Raw genomic sequence first — 15,583 nt, forward strand, 5'->3', positions numbered from 1 at the left:
GGCATCGGGGGACGATGGCAGAACCGCCGACCCGGCGGCGAAATTGAAGATTCCCGCCGCCGCCACCGGCAACGGATCAGCGGCGCTCTTCGCCGGCGCCGCGCCGAAGCCTGCCCGCAGGCCGCTGATCAATGCCTTGCGATCGAGCTGCTGATTGGCCTGAAGCAACACAAAGAAGCCCACGAGGAGCAAGGCCAGGTCGGCAAGCGTGATGAGCCACAGCGGGCGGCCCGGTGGGCTGGCGGGGAACTCGTCGGCGAATGTCATGCCGCCGCGCCCGACCTTTCAACAGCCCAGTCGGCGGGCGCCTCTACGGTGCGATGCATCGGCGTTACGCTGGCGCTTCGTGGCTGTTCACGCGCTGCCAGCGCGACCAGCGGTGCTTCCAGCCGGACGCGCTCGAATGCCTCGGCGCGTGCTGCGGCACGCAGTCGGGTAGCGACGGGCATCGCGACAAGGTTGCCGAGCAGCGCGCCGTACAGCGTCGCCAGCAGCGCAACCGCCATCGCCCCGCCGATCGCCTGCGGGTCCGTCATCTGAACGAACATCGCCACCAGGCCGACAAGCGTGCCGACCATGCCCATTGCCGGCGCGGCTTCCGCCATGCCGGCCCAGACATCGGCAGCGGCGACGTGCCGCTCGATCCTTGCGCGGCGCAGGTGCTGGAGATGCGCCTCGACGTGCTGCGGGCCAAATCCGTCGACGATGTCAGCTATGGCAGCGGCGACATCAGGGTCGGCAATAACCGACTTGTCGAGCGCGACGGCGCCGTGGCGGCGAGCGATGCGGCCCAGGGCGGCGATCTGCTGCAGCAGCGGATCGGCCGAGAAGCGGCGACGCGGCAGCGAGCGCAAGGCAACAATCGCTCGTCCCAGATCGCGTGTCGGCGTGCGCAGGATCGCGGCGACGATCGTGCCACCACCTACGATTGCCAGCGCAATCGGATCGAGAAAGGTGCCAAGGTTCATGCGCGGGCCCCGAGGTTCATGCGCGGGCTTCTGCAAACGCTGGGCCAGTTTGGTTAAGCGCTTGCTCGTCACCTCCCGTTCGTCCCACATCAAGTCGAGGGACGAACGCACCTTCGTCATGCCGGGCTTGTCCCGGCATCCAGGGTGCCGCCCATCTCCGCCGGCGAGTGCCCGCAGGGCTGGATGCCGGCACAAGGCGGCATGACGGAGTGGGATCGCCGTCCCGTTTGATCACTCCCCGGCAATCATTGCCGGCCGCCCGGCAAGCCTTTGCCGCCCTGCCCTGCCGCCAGCGGCAACGCGCGTCGGCAAGCCGTTCTGGCACGCCCCTTGCTGATCGTTCCGCGCACAGGAGGTGCGGGAGTTCACATGGCCAACGGCAATCTGTTCGGAGTTCACGGTGCGGCGCTCGAGGTGCGGGCGCAGCGGATGAACCTGCTCGCCTCGAACATCGCCAATGCCTCCACGCCTAATTTCAAGGCGAAGGATATCGATTTCACCCAGGCGCTCGCTTCGGTCGAGCGGCAGGGCGGGATCGATGGGGCGACGCTGTACCGGACGCCGGACTCGCCCTCCATGGACGGCAACACGGTGGAGCTCAGCAAGGAGCAGACCGCCTTCGCAGAGAACGCCGTGCAGTATCAGACCACGCTCTCGTTCCTGAACGGCCGCATCAATCAGCTCACCCGCGCGCTGAAGGGAGAATAACCCATGGCGAACCAACCACTTTCCATCTTCCAGGTCGCCGGGCGGGCGATGTCCGCGCAGCTCGTGCGGATGAACACCACGGCGTCCAATCTCGCCAATGCGGGCGCGGTCAGTGGCTCGTCCGAGACCGCCTATCGCAGCATGAAGCCGGTGTTCCGCACCGAATTCGATCAGGCGACCGGCATGGCCACGGTCAATGTCGAGCGCGTGGTCACGGCGGGTGAGGAGCCGATCAAGATCCGCGATCCGAACAACCCGATGGCCGATGAAGAGGGCTTTGTTTACCAGTCCGCCGTTGATGAAACGCGCGAGCTGGTCGACATGATGGAGACCGCGCGCTCCTATCAGAACAACGTGGAGGTGATGAACACCGCCAAGTCGTTGATCGTCGACACGCTGAAGCTGGGGCGCTGATAGATGGCCTCCTCCTTCGACAGCACGATCGCCAGCCTCGGGCTCAGCAGCACGGCGAACACCACCGCAAACACCGCGACGAGCAAGTCGACCTCGCTCGGCCAGGCGGATTTCCTGAAGCTGATGACGGCGCAGATGAAGAACCAGGATCCCTTCGATCCAGTCGACAATACGCAGATGGTTGCGCAGATGGCGCAATTCTCCTCGCTCGCCGGCATCACCGAAATGTCGTCCACGCTGACCGCGATCGCGGAAAAGCTTGGCGCGACCAGCCTGCAGGATGCGGTAAGCTATGTCGGCCGCACGGTGCTGACCGAAGGCAATGTCGCCCTTGGCCGATCTGCGGGCGGCATCGCCGGCGCGATCGAGCTGGAGGGGGACGCGAGCAACGTCACCGTCTCCATCTCCGATGCGAACGGCCAGCTGCTGCACACGGCCGATCTCGGCGCGCAAAAGGCCGGCACGATCTCCTACGATTGGGATGGGCTGGATACGGCCGGCGCGAATGCTGGCACCGGTCCCTTCTCCGTTGTCGTGAGTGCCACCAGCGGCACGCAGGCGATCGGGGCCACCAGCCTCGTCTGGGCGCCCGTCACCTCCGTTTCGACGACCACCGGTTCGCCGGTCCTCACCCTCCCCGGCATTGGCGAGATCCCCGCCAGCGCCGTCCGCCAGATCGGCTGATCCCCTTCACTCCAGCCTTGCCGCTTTTTCAGGAGTTTTCCGATGTCCTTCTACACTTCGCTTTCCGGTCTTCAGGCTGCGCAGACCGACATGTCGACCATCTCGCACAACCTCGCCAACGTCTCGACCAACGGGTTTAAGAAGAGCCGCAGCGAGTTCACCGATATCATGGCGTCTAACTTCACCAGCGATCCGCGCCGTCTGGTCGGGTCGGGCGCGGCACTGGCGCAGAACAAGCAGATGTTCGGCGCGGGCAGCCTCGTCACCACCGGCTCGTCTCTCGACCTGGCGGTGGCCGGTGACGGCTTCTTCGCGGTGAAGACGACGGCCGCCGGCGGCAGCACGACCGCTTATACGCGCAACGGCAGCTTCGGCGTCGACACGAACCGCTACATCACCGACGCGCAGGGCAGCCGCCTCCAGGCCTTCGCGGTCGAGACGGACGGCACCGTGCCCGGCGCCGGCACGCTGATCGACGTCCGCGTGCCGATGACCAGCGGCACGGCCACCGCGACCGGCAGCGTCACGTTGAAGGCCAATCTCAACAGCGGCGCGGCCGCTTCGGATGCGGAATTCAGCCGCACCAATCCGGCGAGCTATGCCAGCGCGACCAGCACCACCATCTACGACGCGGCCGGCAATCCGCAGACGCTGACGAACTATTTCGTCCGCAAGGAGCCGAGCGATGCGGCCAGCACCGCCAGCGAATGGACCGTGCACAGCTTCGTCGGCGACGTCGAGATGAACGAGGGCGGCACGGACATCGCCTTTGACGCGGACGGCAATCTGCTGGGCAGCGCCACCCTGACGCTCGCCTTCCCTGACGCGGGCGACGCGACGCGCGCGCCGATCAGCTTCGACCTGACCGGTTCCACCGCCACCAAACAGGCGTTCAACGTCGCCTCCCGCTCGCAGGATGGCACCGCGCTGGGTGAGTTCGCGGGCATCACGGTGGACAGTGCCGGCATCATCACCGCCAGCTATTCGAACGGTGATGCGGTGAAGCTGGGCAAGGTCGCGCTGGCGAACTTCGTCAACCCGACCGGCCTGCGCCAGAACGGCGGCCAATATTGGAGCTCCACCGGCCTGTCCGGCACCGCCACCATGGGCGCGGCGAACGAGAACGGCTTCGGCAAGCTGATGTCCGGCACGATCGAGGGATCGAATGTCGACATCACCGAGGAACTGGTCGAGCTGATCGCTGCGCAGCGCAACTTCCAGGCGAATGCCAAGGCGCTCGATACCTCAAGCCAGATCTCGCAGACGATCTTCAACATCCGCGCGTGATTCTGGCCTGACTCTTGCTCTTCCCCGTTCGGACTGAGCCTGTCGAAGCCCGTGTGCCGCCGGCACGCTTTTCGACAAGCTCAGGACGGACGGAAGAAGGATCGAGGACCGAGTAGATGGACAAGCTGGTCTATACGGCGGCGACGGGTCTCAAGGCGCACATGGCGGCGCAGGCCGCGATCGCCAACAACATGGCAAACGCGTCCACCACCGGCTTCCGCGCCGATCGTGTGGTGTTCGATCGTATCGAGCTGAAGGGTGGCGGCGCGCGGTTCGACGCGCGCGCGCCGGCGGCGCAGGAAGTGACGGACGCCGACCGCAGCGTCGGCGCGATGATCCAGACCGGCCGCAACCTCGACGTTGCGCTGACCGACAGCGATACCTGGCTCACCGTGCAGTCGCCGGACGGAACGGAGGCCTATACCCGGCGCGGCGACCTCACCGTTACCGCATCGGGCACGCTGCAGACGGGCGACGGCTATCTGGTGATGGGCTCCGGCGGCCCGATCACCATTCCGCCCTATAGCTCGCTGTCGATCGGATCGGACGGGTCCATCTCCATCGTTCCGCAGGGCGGCACGGCCACCGACACAACCGTGGTCGACAAGCTGAAGCTCGTCTCGGATCGGGGGTCTTCGACGGTGAAGGGCCTCGACAATCTGATGCACGTACGCGGTGGCGGTGTGCTGCCGGAGAACATGGACGCCAAGATCGCGTCCGGCACGCTCGAACAGAGCAACGTCAACATGACTCAGGTGCTGGTCGACATGATCGAGAACCAGCGAAGCTACGAGGTCCAGGCCAACCTGCTGAAGGAGGCCAAGACCATGGACGAAGGCGCCGCCTCCGTCATGCGGATGCCGGGGTAATCGATAACCACCGTTCGTGCTGAGCCTGTCGAAGCACGTGCGCCACGATCACGCCCGCCCAGAACATGCACTCGACAAGCTCAGTGCGAACGGATTGAGGGATAGAACGCCATGACCACCGCCGCCATGCACATCGCGCGCACCGGGCTCGACGCCCAGGATACGCGCATGCGGGTGATCTCGAACAACCTCGCGAACGTGAACACCACGGGGTACAAGCGTGATCGCGCGTCGTTCGAGACGCTGAGCTATCAGGTGATCACCGCCCCGGGTGCGCAGTCGACGCAGGAAACGAAATACGCCACCGGCCTGAACCTGGGCACCGGCGTGCGCGTGCAGAGCAATGCGCGGATCGACACGCAGGGGTCGCTCAACACGACCGGCAACAGCCTCGACATGGCGCTGGACGGCGACGGCTATTTCCAGGTGCAGCTGCCGGGCGGCCAGCTTGGCTATACCCGCGCCGGCAATTTCTCGCGCTCGCCCGAGGGCCTGCTGATCACCAGCGAGGGGTATCAGGTGATGCCGGGCATCAACGTGCCCGAGAACGCCACCGCGATCACCATCGGCATGGACGGCACCGTCTCCGCGACCATCCCGGGTCAGGCGGAAGCATCCAACCTCGGCCAGATCCAGGTGGCGAGCTTCCCCAACACCGCCGGCCTCCAGTCGATCGGCGACAATTACCTGATCGAGACCGCCGCATCCGGCACCGCCAACATGGGCGTGCCGGGCGAGGACGGCCGCGGCAAGATCCGCCAGGGCATGCTGGAGGCGTCGAACGTCAACGTCGTCGAGGAGCTGGTCGACATGATCGAGACGCAGCGCGCCTATGAGGTTAATTCCAAGATGATCTCGGCGACCGACGACATGCTCAAATACGTCAACCAGAACATCTGATGACGGATCGAACGATGCGTGTTCTCGCTCTTGGCGCGGTGGCGCTGCTGGTCTCGGCACCGGCACAGGCTGGGCTGTTCGGCAAGAAGAAGCCGGCGGAGGATTTCACCGCCGTGCATCCTCTGCCCGTTGCCGCGCCCGCCCCGGCACCGGCAACCGGTGCGATCTTCCAGGTGGCGGACGGCTATGCCGCGCTGCACGAGGGCTGGCGCGCGCGGCGCGTCGGCGATCCGCTGACCATTGTGCTGGTGGAGCGCACCGCGGCGTCCAAATCCTCGACCTCCAAGCTCGATTCGGGCGGCGGCTTCGGCCTTACCCCGCCGACCACGGGCCCGCTCAACCTGTTCAACACTACCGACGCCAGCGCCAGCGGCACCCGCAACTTCAACGGCACGGGCACCGCCGGCCAGACCAATTCGCTCTCGGGCGAGATCTCGGTCACGGTGGCGCAGGTCTATCCCAACGGCACCATGCTGGTGCAGGGCCAGAAGCGCGTGACGCTGAATCGCGGCGACGAGTTCATCCAGATCAAGGGCCTGGTGCGTACTGCCGATGTCGACCGCGACAATCGCGTGCTCTCCACCCGCGTCGCCGATGCGCAGATCGCCTATACCGGAAAGGGCGACGTCGCCCGCGCCGGACGGCAGGGCTGGCTCAGCCGCTTCTTCCAGGTGGTGAGCCCGTTTTGATGGCCCGCCCGCGCCTCTCCTCTCCCGTCCCTGCTGAGCTTGTCGAAGGACGTGCCACGCGCGCTGACGCCCGGGGCACGAGCTTCGACTGGCTCAGCCCGAACGGGGATGGGGTATGGCAAAGGCACTCACTTATCCCCGCATTAACCAAGCCTCCGCTAGCCCGAGCATCATGACCATGATCCGCACCCTTCTCGCCTGCATCGCCGCGCTCCTCGTCGCGACGCCCGCCGCGGCCGACCGGATCAAGGATCTCGGCGGCTTCCAGGGCATCCGCTCGAACCAGCTGACCGGCTATGGCGTGGTCGTCGGACTGCCCGGCACGGGCGACGACAATCTCGAATATACCGTGCAGTCGATGAAGGCGGTCGCCTCGCGCTTCGGCCTCCAGCTGCCGCCCAATGCGAACCAGGGTTTGAAGAATGCCGCGGTGGTGATGATCACCGCGGAACTCCCGGCATTCGCCAAGCCCGGCCAGCGGATCGACATCACCGTTTCCTCGATGGGCAAGGCCAAGTCGCTGCGTGGCGGCAGCCTCATCATGGCCCCGCTGCTCGGCGCGGACGGGCAGATCTACGCCATGGCGCAGGGTAATCTGGCCGTCGGCGGTCTCGGTGCCGAGGGAAAGGACGGCTCGCAGATCGTCGTGAACACGCCGTCGACCGGCCGTATCCCGGAAGGCGCGACGGTGGAGCGCGCAGTGGCGACCGGCTTCGCCGATTCGCCGAACCTCACCTTCAATCTCCAGCGCGCCGACTTCACCACGGCGCAGAACGTTGCAGCCGCGATCAACCAGAAGCTTGGATTTGGCGTGGCGCAGGCAGTGGACGCGGTGTCAGTCGCGGTACGTGCGCCGATGGGCGCGGACGTGCGCGCCACGCTGATGTCGACGATCGAGAACCTCGACGTCGTCTCTGCCGAGCCGCCCGCCAAGGTGATCGTCAACGCGCGCTCGGGCACCGTGGTCATCAATTCCGCGGTGCGCGTCGGCCCTGCGGCCGTCACCCACGGCAAGCTCACCGTCCGTATCGACGAGAACCAGCGCATCAGCCAACCCGCCCCCTTCAGCCAGGGCCAGACCGCGATGGAGCGCAAGTCCGGCGTCAATGTCGAGGAGGAGAACCGTCCGATGTTCCTGCTCGCCCCCGGGCCGAAGCTGGCCGATATCGTCAAGGCGGTGAACGCCATCGGCGCCTCGCCGGCCGACCTGGTCGCCATCCTCGAGGCGCTGAAGGAAGCCGGGGCGCTGAAGGCGGAGTTAATCGTCCTGTGAGCACCGTCACTCCAGCCACCGCCCCCGCCTCCATTTCCGGCGCGACAGGCCTCGACACTGGTCTGAAACGCACCGCAACGAAGGAAAACCTCGCCGCCGCCGGACAGCAGTTCGAAGCGGTCTTCACGTCCATGATGCTGAAGTCGATGCGGCAGGCGAAGCTTGCCGAGCCATTGTTCGACAGCCAGGCGATCGACACGTTTCGCGACATGCAAGACCAGAAACTGGTGCAGCAGATGGCGCAGCACACGCCGCTCGGCATCGGCAAGGCGATGACCGAGTTCCTGTCGCGTGCCTTATCCGCCACACCGGCGGAAAATTCGACCTCAAGCTCGGCGACCGGGGAACCGGCCGGCGTTTCTCAATCCGACCTTAACCAGACGGCGGGCATCAAGCCCGCGTGAGCGACCTTCTTTCCATCGGCGCGTCAGGCGTACGCGCGAATCAGGCTGGCCTGGCCGCGGTGTCGGAGAACATCGCGAATGCCGGGGTGTCCGGCTATTCGCGGCGCACGATCGAAACCAGCGAAGTGGTCAGCATCAGTGCCCGCACGGGCCTGACGACCGGCCATGGCGTGTTCGTGACCGGGGTCACCCGCGCTGCGGACCAGTTCAAGGCGGCCGCGGTGCGCTCCGCCGGTGCCGATCTCGCCCGAACGGAAGCAGGCGGCGTATGGCTGGACCGGATCCAGTCTTCGCTGACCGGCTCGGCACTCGACACCCGCCTCACCGCCTTTTTCAATGCCGCCAAGGGCGTGGCGGCCGATCCCACCGCGACTGCACCGCGGGCGGTCATGCTGGAACAGGCACAGGCGCTCGCCGCCGCCTTCACCTCGACCGGCGCCGCGCTCGCCACCGCAACCAGCGAGCTCGACGCGACGGCCGACCAGGCAGTGGCCGATCTCAACGGTTTGTCCGCCGCCCTGGCAAAGGTGAACGACGGGCTTGGTCGCGCGCCGCCGAACTCTACCGGTGCTGCCAACCTGGCCGATCAGCGCGACGAGATATTGGAGCGTATGAGCGCGCTGGTCGATGTCTCCGCCAGCTTCGACGCGGCCGGCCGCGCCACCGTTCGGGCCGGGATCGGCACCGGCGCGGTGCTCGTCAGCGGGACGCAGGCGTCGACGGTAAGCTACGCCCGCAATGCGGAAGGCGCGGTCTCGATCGCGGTGCAAAGCGGCGCCGACGTCGCGATCCTCGCGCCAGGGGGCGGAGCGATCGGCGGGATTGTCGACGGCGCGCAGCGGATCGCCGCCGCGCGCACCGAACTGGCCGAGATGGCGACCGCCTTTGTCGCCGGGGTGAATGGTGTTCAGGCCGGGGGTCAGACGCTGGACGGGGCTGCGGGACAGCCGCTGTTCGCCGTAGGCGCCTCGCCCACCGATATCAGCGTCGCCATGACCGATCCGCGCGGCATCGCGGCGGCCGCGCCGGGCGAAGGCAATCGCGGCAACGGCAACATGGCCGCGCTCGAAAGCCTGCGCAGCAGCGCTGGCTTCGAAAGCGGGTTGAGCAACATGGTATCGAGCAACGCCGCCGCCATTCAGGCGCGCGGCGTGGTTGCCGATGCCCAGTCGGCCATCCACGACAGCGCGATCACCGCGCGCGATGCCATCTCCGGTGTCGACCTGGATCGCGAGGCGGTCGACCTTCTGCGGTTCCAGCAAGCCTATCAGGCGTCGAGCCGGGTCATTTCGATTGCCCGTGATACCTTCCAGACCCTGCTGGATATCGGCTGATGAGCGCCAATCTCTCTACCAATCTGTTCTACAACCGCTCCACCGCGTCGATGCAGAAGCTGCAGGCGCAGTTCGACCGGCTGAACGAACAGGTGTCCACCGGCAAGAAGCTGCTGGCCCCGTCGGACGACAGCGTCGGCTATCAACGGCTGCAAGTGATCAACCGCGCCAACGCCGATGGCGTTCAGGACGCGGCCAATGTCCAGCTCGCGCAAGCGACGCTGCAACAGGCCGGTACCAGCCTGTCGCAGGTCGCCGAGCAGTTGCAGCGCGCGTCGGAACTGGTGATCCAGGGCAAGACGGGCACGAACTCCGCCTCCGCGCAGGAGGCGATCGCTACCGAGCTGGAGGGCATTCTTCAATCGGTCGTCTCGCTGGCAAACGGCAAGGATGCCCGCGGCATGCCGCTGTTCGGCGGCAAGGATGACGCTGCTGCCGTAACGGCGGGCGTGGGCGGCACGCTCGCTTTTGCCGAGGGCAAGGCACCGGCGGTGCCGATCGGGGATGGCCAAAGTGTTGAGGTCACCGTCAACGCCGGTGATTTCCTGGCGGTGAAGGACGGCGGCGATCTCGGCAGCGCCATCGCGGCCATGGTGGCCGCGCTCCGCGCCGGCGAGGCACTGCCGGAAGGTGCCGCTGATACGCTGGCGACCGTTAGCGATCAGGTGACGGCGACACAGGCGTCGCTGGGCGCGCGCGAGGTGCGGGTCGATCTCCAGGCGGCGCAGATCAAATCGGCCGCCGATGATCGCGAGATCACGCGATCGGGGATCGAGGATGCCGATCCGACGGAGACGATCGTCGAACTGCAAAAGACCATGACGGTCCTGCAGGCGACTCAGGCAAGCTTTTCCAAACTCTCAAGCCTTTCGCTGTTCGATTATCTTAGATGATTGAGGGCCTTGCGAGGCGGTACAGCCGAATTTTCCGGTAAAGAATCAGCCCAGTTGTCCGTTTAACATTTCGGATAACGCATCTCCCGGGGATTATCATGTTCGCCGCCATCGGCCTCGTCGTACTCATTGCCATGGTCTTCGGCGGCTTTGCCTTTACGGGCGGTGCGCTTGGGCCGGTGCTGCACGCATTGCCTCACGAGATGCTGATCATCGGCGGCGCTGCAGTGGGCGCGCTGATCATCGGCAATTCCGGCAAGGAACTGAAGGCGATGGGCGGGGGTCTCGCCAAGGTCTTCAAGGGGCCGAAGTACAAGAAGCAGGATTATCTGGACGTCATCTTTCTGGTGTCCAAGCTGATGAAGATGCTGCGGATGGAAGGCCCGATCGCGCTTGAGCCGCATGTGGAGGATCCCAAATCCTCTCCGGTTTTCGCCGAATATCCCCGCCTGGTGGCCGATCACACGCTGGTGAACCTGATCGCCGACACGCTTCGCTTGGTCGTCGTCTCCTCCGGCACGCTGGACGTGCATGCGGTGGAGGACGTGATGGACAATGCCATCAAGACCCACCACCACGAGGTGGAAGGGCCGCACACCACCTTGTCCTCGTTGGCGGATGCGCTGCCCGCACTCGGCATCGTCGCGGCGGTGCTTGGCGTGGTGAAGACCATGGGCTCGATCGATCAGCCGCCGTCGGTATTGGGCGGCATGATCGGCTCGGCCCTGGTCGGCACCTTCCTTGGCGTGCTGCTCGCCTATGGCATCGTCAGCCCGCTCGCTTCGCGTCTGAAGCAGGTGATCGATGCCGATGCGGCGATCTATCATGTGGTGAAGCAGATCATCATCGCCTCGCTGCACGGGCACCCGCAGCCGCTGGTGATCGAGGCCGCTCGGTCGGGCATCGCTCACGTCAACCAGCCCGGCTTTGCCGAGGTGTTCGACGGGCTGAGGGGCAAGTAAGTGGCCGCACGCGCGCCGCACGGAAGCAATCAGCCTCCGAAAATCATCGTCAAGAAAGTCTATATCGAGGGTCACGGCGGCCATCACGGCGGCGCGTGGAAGGTCGCTTATGCCGATTTCGTGACGGCGATGATGGCCTTCTTCCTGCTCATGTGGCTGCTCGGCGCCACCACGGAGAAGCAGCGGAAGGGCATCGCGGACTATTTCGCGCCGACGATCCTCAACACCAAGTCGCTGGGCATCGGCGGCAGCGGTCTGCTGGGCGGACAATCGGTCACGTCCAGCGAGAAGACCGGGCCGCATGACGGCAACTCCCGCATGCCGACCATCGTCTCCAAGGCGGAAGGCTCCGGCGGCCCGCAGATGGGCACTGGCAAGAAGGGGTCGCTGCGCAGCGCCGAGGCGATCGCCGCGGAGGATCGGCGGAATTTCGCCAAGCTGAAGGCGCAGGTCGAACGACAGCTGAAGGAGCGCAAGTCACTGGCGGCGCTCGCCAAGCACATTCGCTTCACCATGACGCCGAATGGGATGCGGATCGATCTGGTGGACGATGCGAATTATTCGATGTTTGCCCTTGGCACCACCTCGCTCGAGAAGGACGCTTCCGCGCTGATCGGCATGGTGGCGGAGGGCATCCGTGCGACGCGAAACCCGATCATGATTCGTGGGCATACCGACAGCCTGCCCTACGGTGATCCGCGGGCGATGAACAACTGGATGCTCGGAACCGCGCGGGCCGAAGCCACGCGGCGTCGCCTGGCGCAGGGCGGCATCCCGGAGAACCGATTCTATCGCATCGAAGGGGTAGCCGATCGCGAGCCGATGATCGTCGAAAATCCGATGGACCCACGCAACCGGCGCGTCGCCATCACCCTTCTGTATCGTGAAGGAGCATTCGGACAATAGTCTGTCCGTAGTGAATGCTTTTAAGCCGCCCGGCGATACTTGGCGGCCGCCCCTCAACCGGGTAGAGACCACCTCTTGTCCCGGGGGGGATCTGTGCTTCTATTATCGTGTTTCAGGGGAGGAAAGGTAACGTCAGCGGCTGCGGCTCTCGCTGCCCTTACGCTGGCTTACCCCGCGCCCGGACAGCAGGCACCCGTCACCAATGCCGAACCTCTGCTGCCTGCGCACACTGGCGATCCGATGGCGATCCGGGCGGAGGACGATCCGCTGCTGGAACTCACCCGCCGCACCGCTTCCGTGGAAACGCTGCGCCAGATCGTTGACGCAACGCTTGCGCGTGCGCCCGAAGCGGCGGAGGCCAGCGCCAACCGCGATCAGGCCGATGCTGCACTTGGCGAGGCCAAATCGGTCCGTCGGCCGACCGTGGATGTCACCATCACCAGCTACAAGGTGCTGTCCCGCAACTTCGGGAACAACATCGAGAACATCATCGAGGAATCGCGTCCGGGCCGCCGCACCGATCAGCTGCTGACGGTGGACCAGCTCCTGCTGGATGGCGGGAGTGCGAATGCTCGCATCGGTGCCGCGCGGGAGCGGCTGCGCGCGGCGGAAACCGACATTCTTGGGGCGCAGGACCGCGTCGCGCTGACGACGCTCGCTTCCTGGTATGACGTATTCACCTATCGCGCGCTGGTGGCGCTTTCCACGTCATTTGCCGCCAGCCAGCGCGAGTTGCGGGTCATGGTGCAGGAACGCATCCGGCGCGGTGCCTCGGCAGAGGCGGACATCGCACGGGTGGACAGTTACATTGCCTCCGCCGATGCGCGGCTCGCCCGCTTTCGCCGGCTCGAGGCGCAGGCCGCGGCGCGGTTCCAATCGTTGACCGGCGCGCCGCCTCCGACGGGTCTCGCCCGCGCGCCCTTCATCGGCCAGGCAACGGTCAGCAAGGATCTGGCGATGGCTCGAGCCGTGAGCGTACCGGCGGTACGCTCCGCCCGATCCGTCGCAGAAGCCGCCCGGAACGATGCGCGCGCCGCGCGGGCCGATCGATTGCCTACGCTCGCCGCCGGTATCGATGCGGGCCGCTACGGCATTTACGAAACGCCGCGCGATTATGACGTGCGTGCTCGCCTCACGCTGCGCCAGCGCCTGTGGGGCGGCATCGAGGAGCGCGATCAGCAGGCGCAGGCCCGCGCCCGCTCGGCTGAGGCGCGCGCCAATCGCGTCCAGACCGAGGCCGCGCGCGACGCCGAAATCGCCTGGTCCGATGTGCAGGCGCTGGAAGAACAGCGCCGTGCACTGGAGGCGACCTATCTCGCGAGCCGCCGGTCACGCGACACGATCGCCGAGCGGTTTCGCGTGGCTTCGGGAACGCTGTTTGACGTGATCGGCGCCGAAGACAGCTATTTCGAGACGGCCGTTGGCTATCTACAATCCGTTACCGAGCTTGATGCCTCACGCTATGTCCTGCTCTCCAGGACCGGCCAGCTCTTGCCGACGCTCGGCATCACCGATCCATCCCAAGGACGCCAGCCATGAGCGACCATACGCTCGTTCCCGATCCCAAGCCGCGCTTCGCGCCCTGGCTGCTCGAACCGATGGTCGAGAACAAGCACACCTATTTCAAGGTGGCGGCAGCGGCGGTGCTCATCAACGTCTTCGCGCTGGTGACCTCGCTGTTCTCGATGGTTATTTACGACCGCGTCATTCCCAATAATGCGATGTCGAGCCTGCTGGCCTTGTCGATCGGCTTTGCCGTCGTCATCGTCTTCGACTTCTTGTTGAAGATGCTTCGCGCCTACTTCGTCGACATCGCCGGCGCCGATATCGACCATCAGGTCGGCGATCGCGTGTTTCGAAAACTGCTGGCGATCCGGCTGGACCACAAAAAGGGATCGACCGGTGCGCTCGCCGGGCTGATGCGCGAGCTTGAGGCGCTGCGTGATTTCTTCGCCTCCGCCACCATGACGGCACTGGTCGATTTTCCGTTTCTGATCCTGACCGTGGCGGTAATCTGGGCGATCGGCGGCAAGGTCGTGATCGTCCTGCTGATCATCATCCCGATCGTGCTGCTGACCGCCTGGGCGACCAATCCGGCGCTGGAGCGGCTGACGGCCAAGACGCTGCGAGAAGGTCTATCCAAGCAATCGGTGCTGGTGGAGACGATCGGCGGGCTGGAAACCGTCAAGGCGTCAGGCGCGGGTCCGATGCTTACCGATCGCTGGCTGAGCGCGGTTCGCCAGCAATCCGATTCCTCGCTTCGCCAGCGGCTGATCTCAAGCATCGCCATCACCGTTGCCGGCTCGGCCAGCACGATCAGCTATGCCGCGGTGGTGATCGTCGGCGTGAACCTGATTGCGGCGCGCGAGCTGACGTCCGGTGGCCTGATCGCCTGCTCGCTCCTGGCCGGCCGTGCGATCGCACCGCTTGCCCAGATTTCGCAACTGCTCGCCCGGCTATCGGCGACCCGCACGGCCTATCGCCAGATCAACGCGATGATGGAACAGCCCAGCGAGGGCCCTGCGGGGGAGCCGCTCCAGATTGCCGCGCTGTCGGGCAAGATCGAGTTCCGCAACGTTACCTTCCGCTACCCCGGCGGCGCCGAGCCGGCGCTTCAGGGCATCTCGTTCACCATCGAGCCCGGCGAGCGCGTCGCGCTTCTCGGGCGCGTGGGATCGGGCAAGTCGACGATTACCCGGCTGATCCTGGGGCTATACCCGCCCGAAGACGGGCTGGTGATGGTGGACGGCACCGATCTGCGCCAGATCGATCCCGCGACGTTGCGCGCCCAGATCGGCGTCGCGATGCAAGACAGCGTGCTGATGACCGGTAGCGTCCGGGAAAACATCAGCCTCGGTCGCGCCAACGTGGATGATGCCGAACTGCTGCGGGCCTCGACCCTGTCAGGCACGCACCAGTTCATGGGACAAATCGCCAACGGCTATGACCTGAAGCTCGCCGATCGCGGTGAAGGCCTGTCGGGCGGCCAGCGCCAGTCGATCGCCATCGCCCGTGCGCTCGCCGGCAAGCCGCCGATGCTGGTATTCGACGAACCATCGGCCAGCATGGATGCTCAGACCGAGCAAGGCCTCATCGAGCGGCTTCAGAACGAGGTACAAGGACGCACCATGGTGCTCGTGACGCATCGCCCGCCATTGCTCCAGCTCGTCCAGCGCATCATCGTCATGGAACGCGGCCGGATCGCTATGGACGGCCCCCGCGACAAGGTGATGCAGCAGCTCACCCGGCCCAAGGTGGCCTGACATCATGTCCCAGCCTCCCGCCCCTGCCT

17 protein-coding genes are annotated in these 15,583 nt (G+C 65.8%); 15 read left to right on the forward strand and 2 right to left on the reverse strand.

What is annotated here, in order from left to right; genetic code table 11:
• A partial coding sequence (locus tag AX702_RS15650; RefSeq protein WP_331710417.1) for a flagellar motor protein MotB occupies positions 1-267 on the reverse strand: 267 nt, incomplete at its 3' end.
• Entirely contained in the window at positions 264-968 is a 705-nt protein-coding gene (locus tag AX702_RS15655; protein WP_066781146.1) for a motility protein A, read from the reverse strand. The genes AX702_RS15650 and AX702_RS15655, both read right to left, overlap by 4 nt.
• Before the next feature lie 369 nt (positions 969-1,337).
• On the opposite strand from AX702_RS15655, the gene AX702_RS15660 reads away from it, so the two are divergent.
• From AX702_RS15660 to AX702_RS15730, 15 genes are all read left to right on the forward strand, one after another.
• The gene (locus AX702_RS15660; protein ID WP_066781120.1) at positions 1,338-1,676 is read left to right on the forward strand and encodes a flagellar basal body rod protein FlgB; all 339 of its coding nucleotides are present in this window, start codon (positions 1,338-1,340) and stop codon (positions 1,674-1,676) included.
• Positions 1,677-1,679: 3 nt separating this feature from the next.
• Positions 1,680-2,090, forward strand: coding sequence for a flagellar basal body rod protein FlgC (flgC, locus tag AX702_RS15665; protein ID WP_066781122.1), 411 nt, complete (start codon positions 1,680-1,682; stop codon positions 2,088-2,090).
• A gap of 3 nt (positions 2,091-2,093) precedes the next feature.
• The gene (locus AX702_RS15670; RefSeq protein WP_066781124.1) at positions 2,094-2,774 is read left to right on the forward strand and encodes a flagellar hook assembly protein FlgD; all 681 of its coding nucleotides are present in this window, start codon (positions 2,094-2,096) and stop codon (positions 2,772-2,774) included.
• Between the two features lie 42 nt (positions 2,775-2,816).
• Positions 2,817-4,061 carry a flagellar hook protein FlgE gene (locus tag AX702_RS15675; RefSeq protein ID WP_066781126.1) on the forward strand — a complete coding sequence of 415 codons (1,245 nt, stop codon included), beginning with the start codon at positions 2,817-2,819 and terminating at the stop codon, positions 4,059-4,061.
• 116 nt (positions 4,062-4,177) lie between these two features.
• A complete protein-coding gene (locus AX702_RS15680; protein WP_066781127.1) occupies positions 4,178-4,930 on the forward strand; it encodes a flagellar basal body rod protein FlgF in 753 nt (250 codons plus the stop codon).
• Between the two features lie 111 nt (positions 4,931-5,041).
• Positions 5,042-5,830, forward strand: a complete 789-nt coding sequence (flgG, locus tag AX702_RS15685; protein ID WP_066781129.1) for a flagellar basal-body rod protein FlgG — start codon at positions 5,042-5,044, stop codon at positions 5,828-5,830.
• 14 nt (positions 5,831-5,844) lie between these two features.
• The gene (locus AX702_RS15690) at positions 5,845-6,519 is read left to right on the forward strand and encodes a flagellar basal body L-ring protein FlgH (protein ID WP_082746312.1); all 675 of its coding nucleotides are present in this window, start codon (positions 5,845-5,847) and stop codon (positions 6,517-6,519) included.
• Positions 6,520-6,688: 169 nt separating this feature from the next.
• Positions 6,689-7,792, forward strand: a complete 1,104-nt coding sequence (locus AX702_RS15695) for a flagellar basal body P-ring protein FlgI (RefSeq protein WP_197420641.1) — start codon at positions 6,689-6,691, stop codon at positions 7,790-7,792.
• Positions 7,789-8,196 (forward strand): rod-binding protein, encoded by a 408-nt coding sequence (locus AX702_RS15700; RefSeq protein WP_231731889.1) that lies wholly within the window; start codon positions 7,789-7,791, stop codon positions 8,194-8,196. Before AX702_RS15695 ends, AX702_RS15700 begins: the two co-directional genes overlap by 4 nt.
• On the forward strand, positions 8,193-9,530 hold the full coding sequence (flgK, locus tag AX702_RS15705) for a flagellar hook-associated protein FlgK (RefSeq protein ID WP_066781134.1): 1,338 nt from the start codon (positions 8,193-8,195) through the stop codon (positions 9,528-9,530). The genes AX702_RS15700 and flgK overlap by 4 nt, the downstream gene beginning before the upstream one ends.
• Complete coding sequence (gene flgL / locus AX702_RS15710; RefSeq protein WP_066781136.1) at positions 9,530-10,423, forward strand: flagellar hook-associated protein FlgL; 894 nt, start codon at positions 9,530-9,532, stop codon at positions 10,421-10,423. Before flgK ends, flgL begins: the two co-directional genes overlap by 1 nt.
• A gap of 98 nt (positions 10,424-10,521) precedes the next feature.
• Complete coding sequence (gene motA / locus AX702_RS15715) at positions 10,522-11,385, forward strand: flagellar motor stator protein MotA (RefSeq protein WP_066781138.1); 864 nt, start codon at positions 10,522-10,524, stop codon at positions 11,383-11,385.
• Positions 11,386-12,291, forward strand: coding sequence for a flagellar motor protein MotB (locus tag AX702_RS15720; protein WP_066781140.1), 906 nt, complete (start codon positions 11,386-11,388; stop codon positions 12,289-12,291).
• A gap of 240 nt (positions 12,292-12,531) precedes the next feature.
• Positions 12,532-13,830: a TolC family protein gene (locus AX702_RS15725; protein ID WP_066781142.1), complete on the forward strand. Its 1,299-nt coding sequence runs from the start codon at positions 12,532-12,534 to the stop codon at positions 13,828-13,830.
• Positions 13,827-15,554 (forward strand): type I secretion system permease/ATPase, encoded by a 1,728-nt coding sequence (locus tag AX702_RS15730; protein WP_066781144.1) that lies wholly within the window; start codon positions 13,827-13,829, stop codon positions 15,552-15,554. The genes AX702_RS15725 and AX702_RS15730 overlap by 4 nt, the downstream gene beginning before the upstream one ends.
• The last annotated feature ends 29 nt before the right edge of the window (positions 15,555-15,583 follow it).

Origin of the sequence: Sphingomonas sp. CCH5-D11 (genome assembly GCF_001557395.1) — a bacterium.
Taxonomy (GTDB): Bacteria; Pseudomonadota; Alphaproteobacteria; order Sphingomonadales; family Sphingomonadaceae; genus Sphingomonas.

Coding starts and splice junctions, on each gene's coding strand:
- AX702_RS15675 (WP_066781126.1), top strand. CDS start 2,817: ATGTCCTTCTACACTTCGCTTTCCGGTCTTCAGGCTGCGCAGACCGAC.
- AX702_RS15690 (WP_082746312.1), top strand. CDS start 5,845: ATGCGTGTTCTCGCTCTTGGCGCGGTGGCGCTGCTGGTCTCGGCACCG.
- AX702_RS15655 (WP_066781146.1), bottom strand. CDS start 968: ATGAACCTTGGCACCTTTCTCGATCCGATTGCGCTGGCAATCGTAGGT.
- flgC (WP_066781122.1), top strand. CDS start 1,680: ATGGCGAACCAACCACTTTCCATCTTCCAGGTCGCCGGGCGGGCGATG.
- flgL (WP_066781136.1), top strand. CDS start 9,530: ATGAGCGCCAATCTCTCTACCAATCTGTTCTACAACCGCTCCACCGCG.
- AX702_RS15725 (WP_066781142.1), top strand. CDS start 12,532: ATGGCGATCCGGGCGGAGGACGATCCGCTGCTGGAACTCACCCGCCGC.
- AX702_RS15670 (WP_066781124.1), top strand. CDS start 2,094: ATGGCCTCCTCCTTCGACAGCACGATCGCCAGCCTCGGGCTCAGCAGC.
- motA (WP_066781138.1), top strand. CDS start 10,522: ATGTTCGCCGCCATCGGCCTCGTCGTACTCATTGCCATGGTCTTCGGC.
- flgG (WP_066781129.1), top strand. CDS start 5,042: ATGACCACCGCCGCCATGCACATCGCGCGCACCGGGCTCGACGCCCAG.
- AX702_RS15660 (WP_066781120.1), top strand. CDS start 1,338: ATGGCCAACGGCAATCTGTTCGGAGTTCACGGTGCGGCGCTCGAGGTG.
- AX702_RS15730 (WP_066781144.1), top strand. CDS start 13,827: ATGAGCGACCATACGCTCGTTCCCGATCCCAAGCCGCGCTTCGCGCCC.
- AX702_RS15680 (WP_066781127.1), top strand. CDS start 4,178: ATGGACAAGCTGGTCTATACGGCGGCGACGGGTCTCAAGGCGCACATG.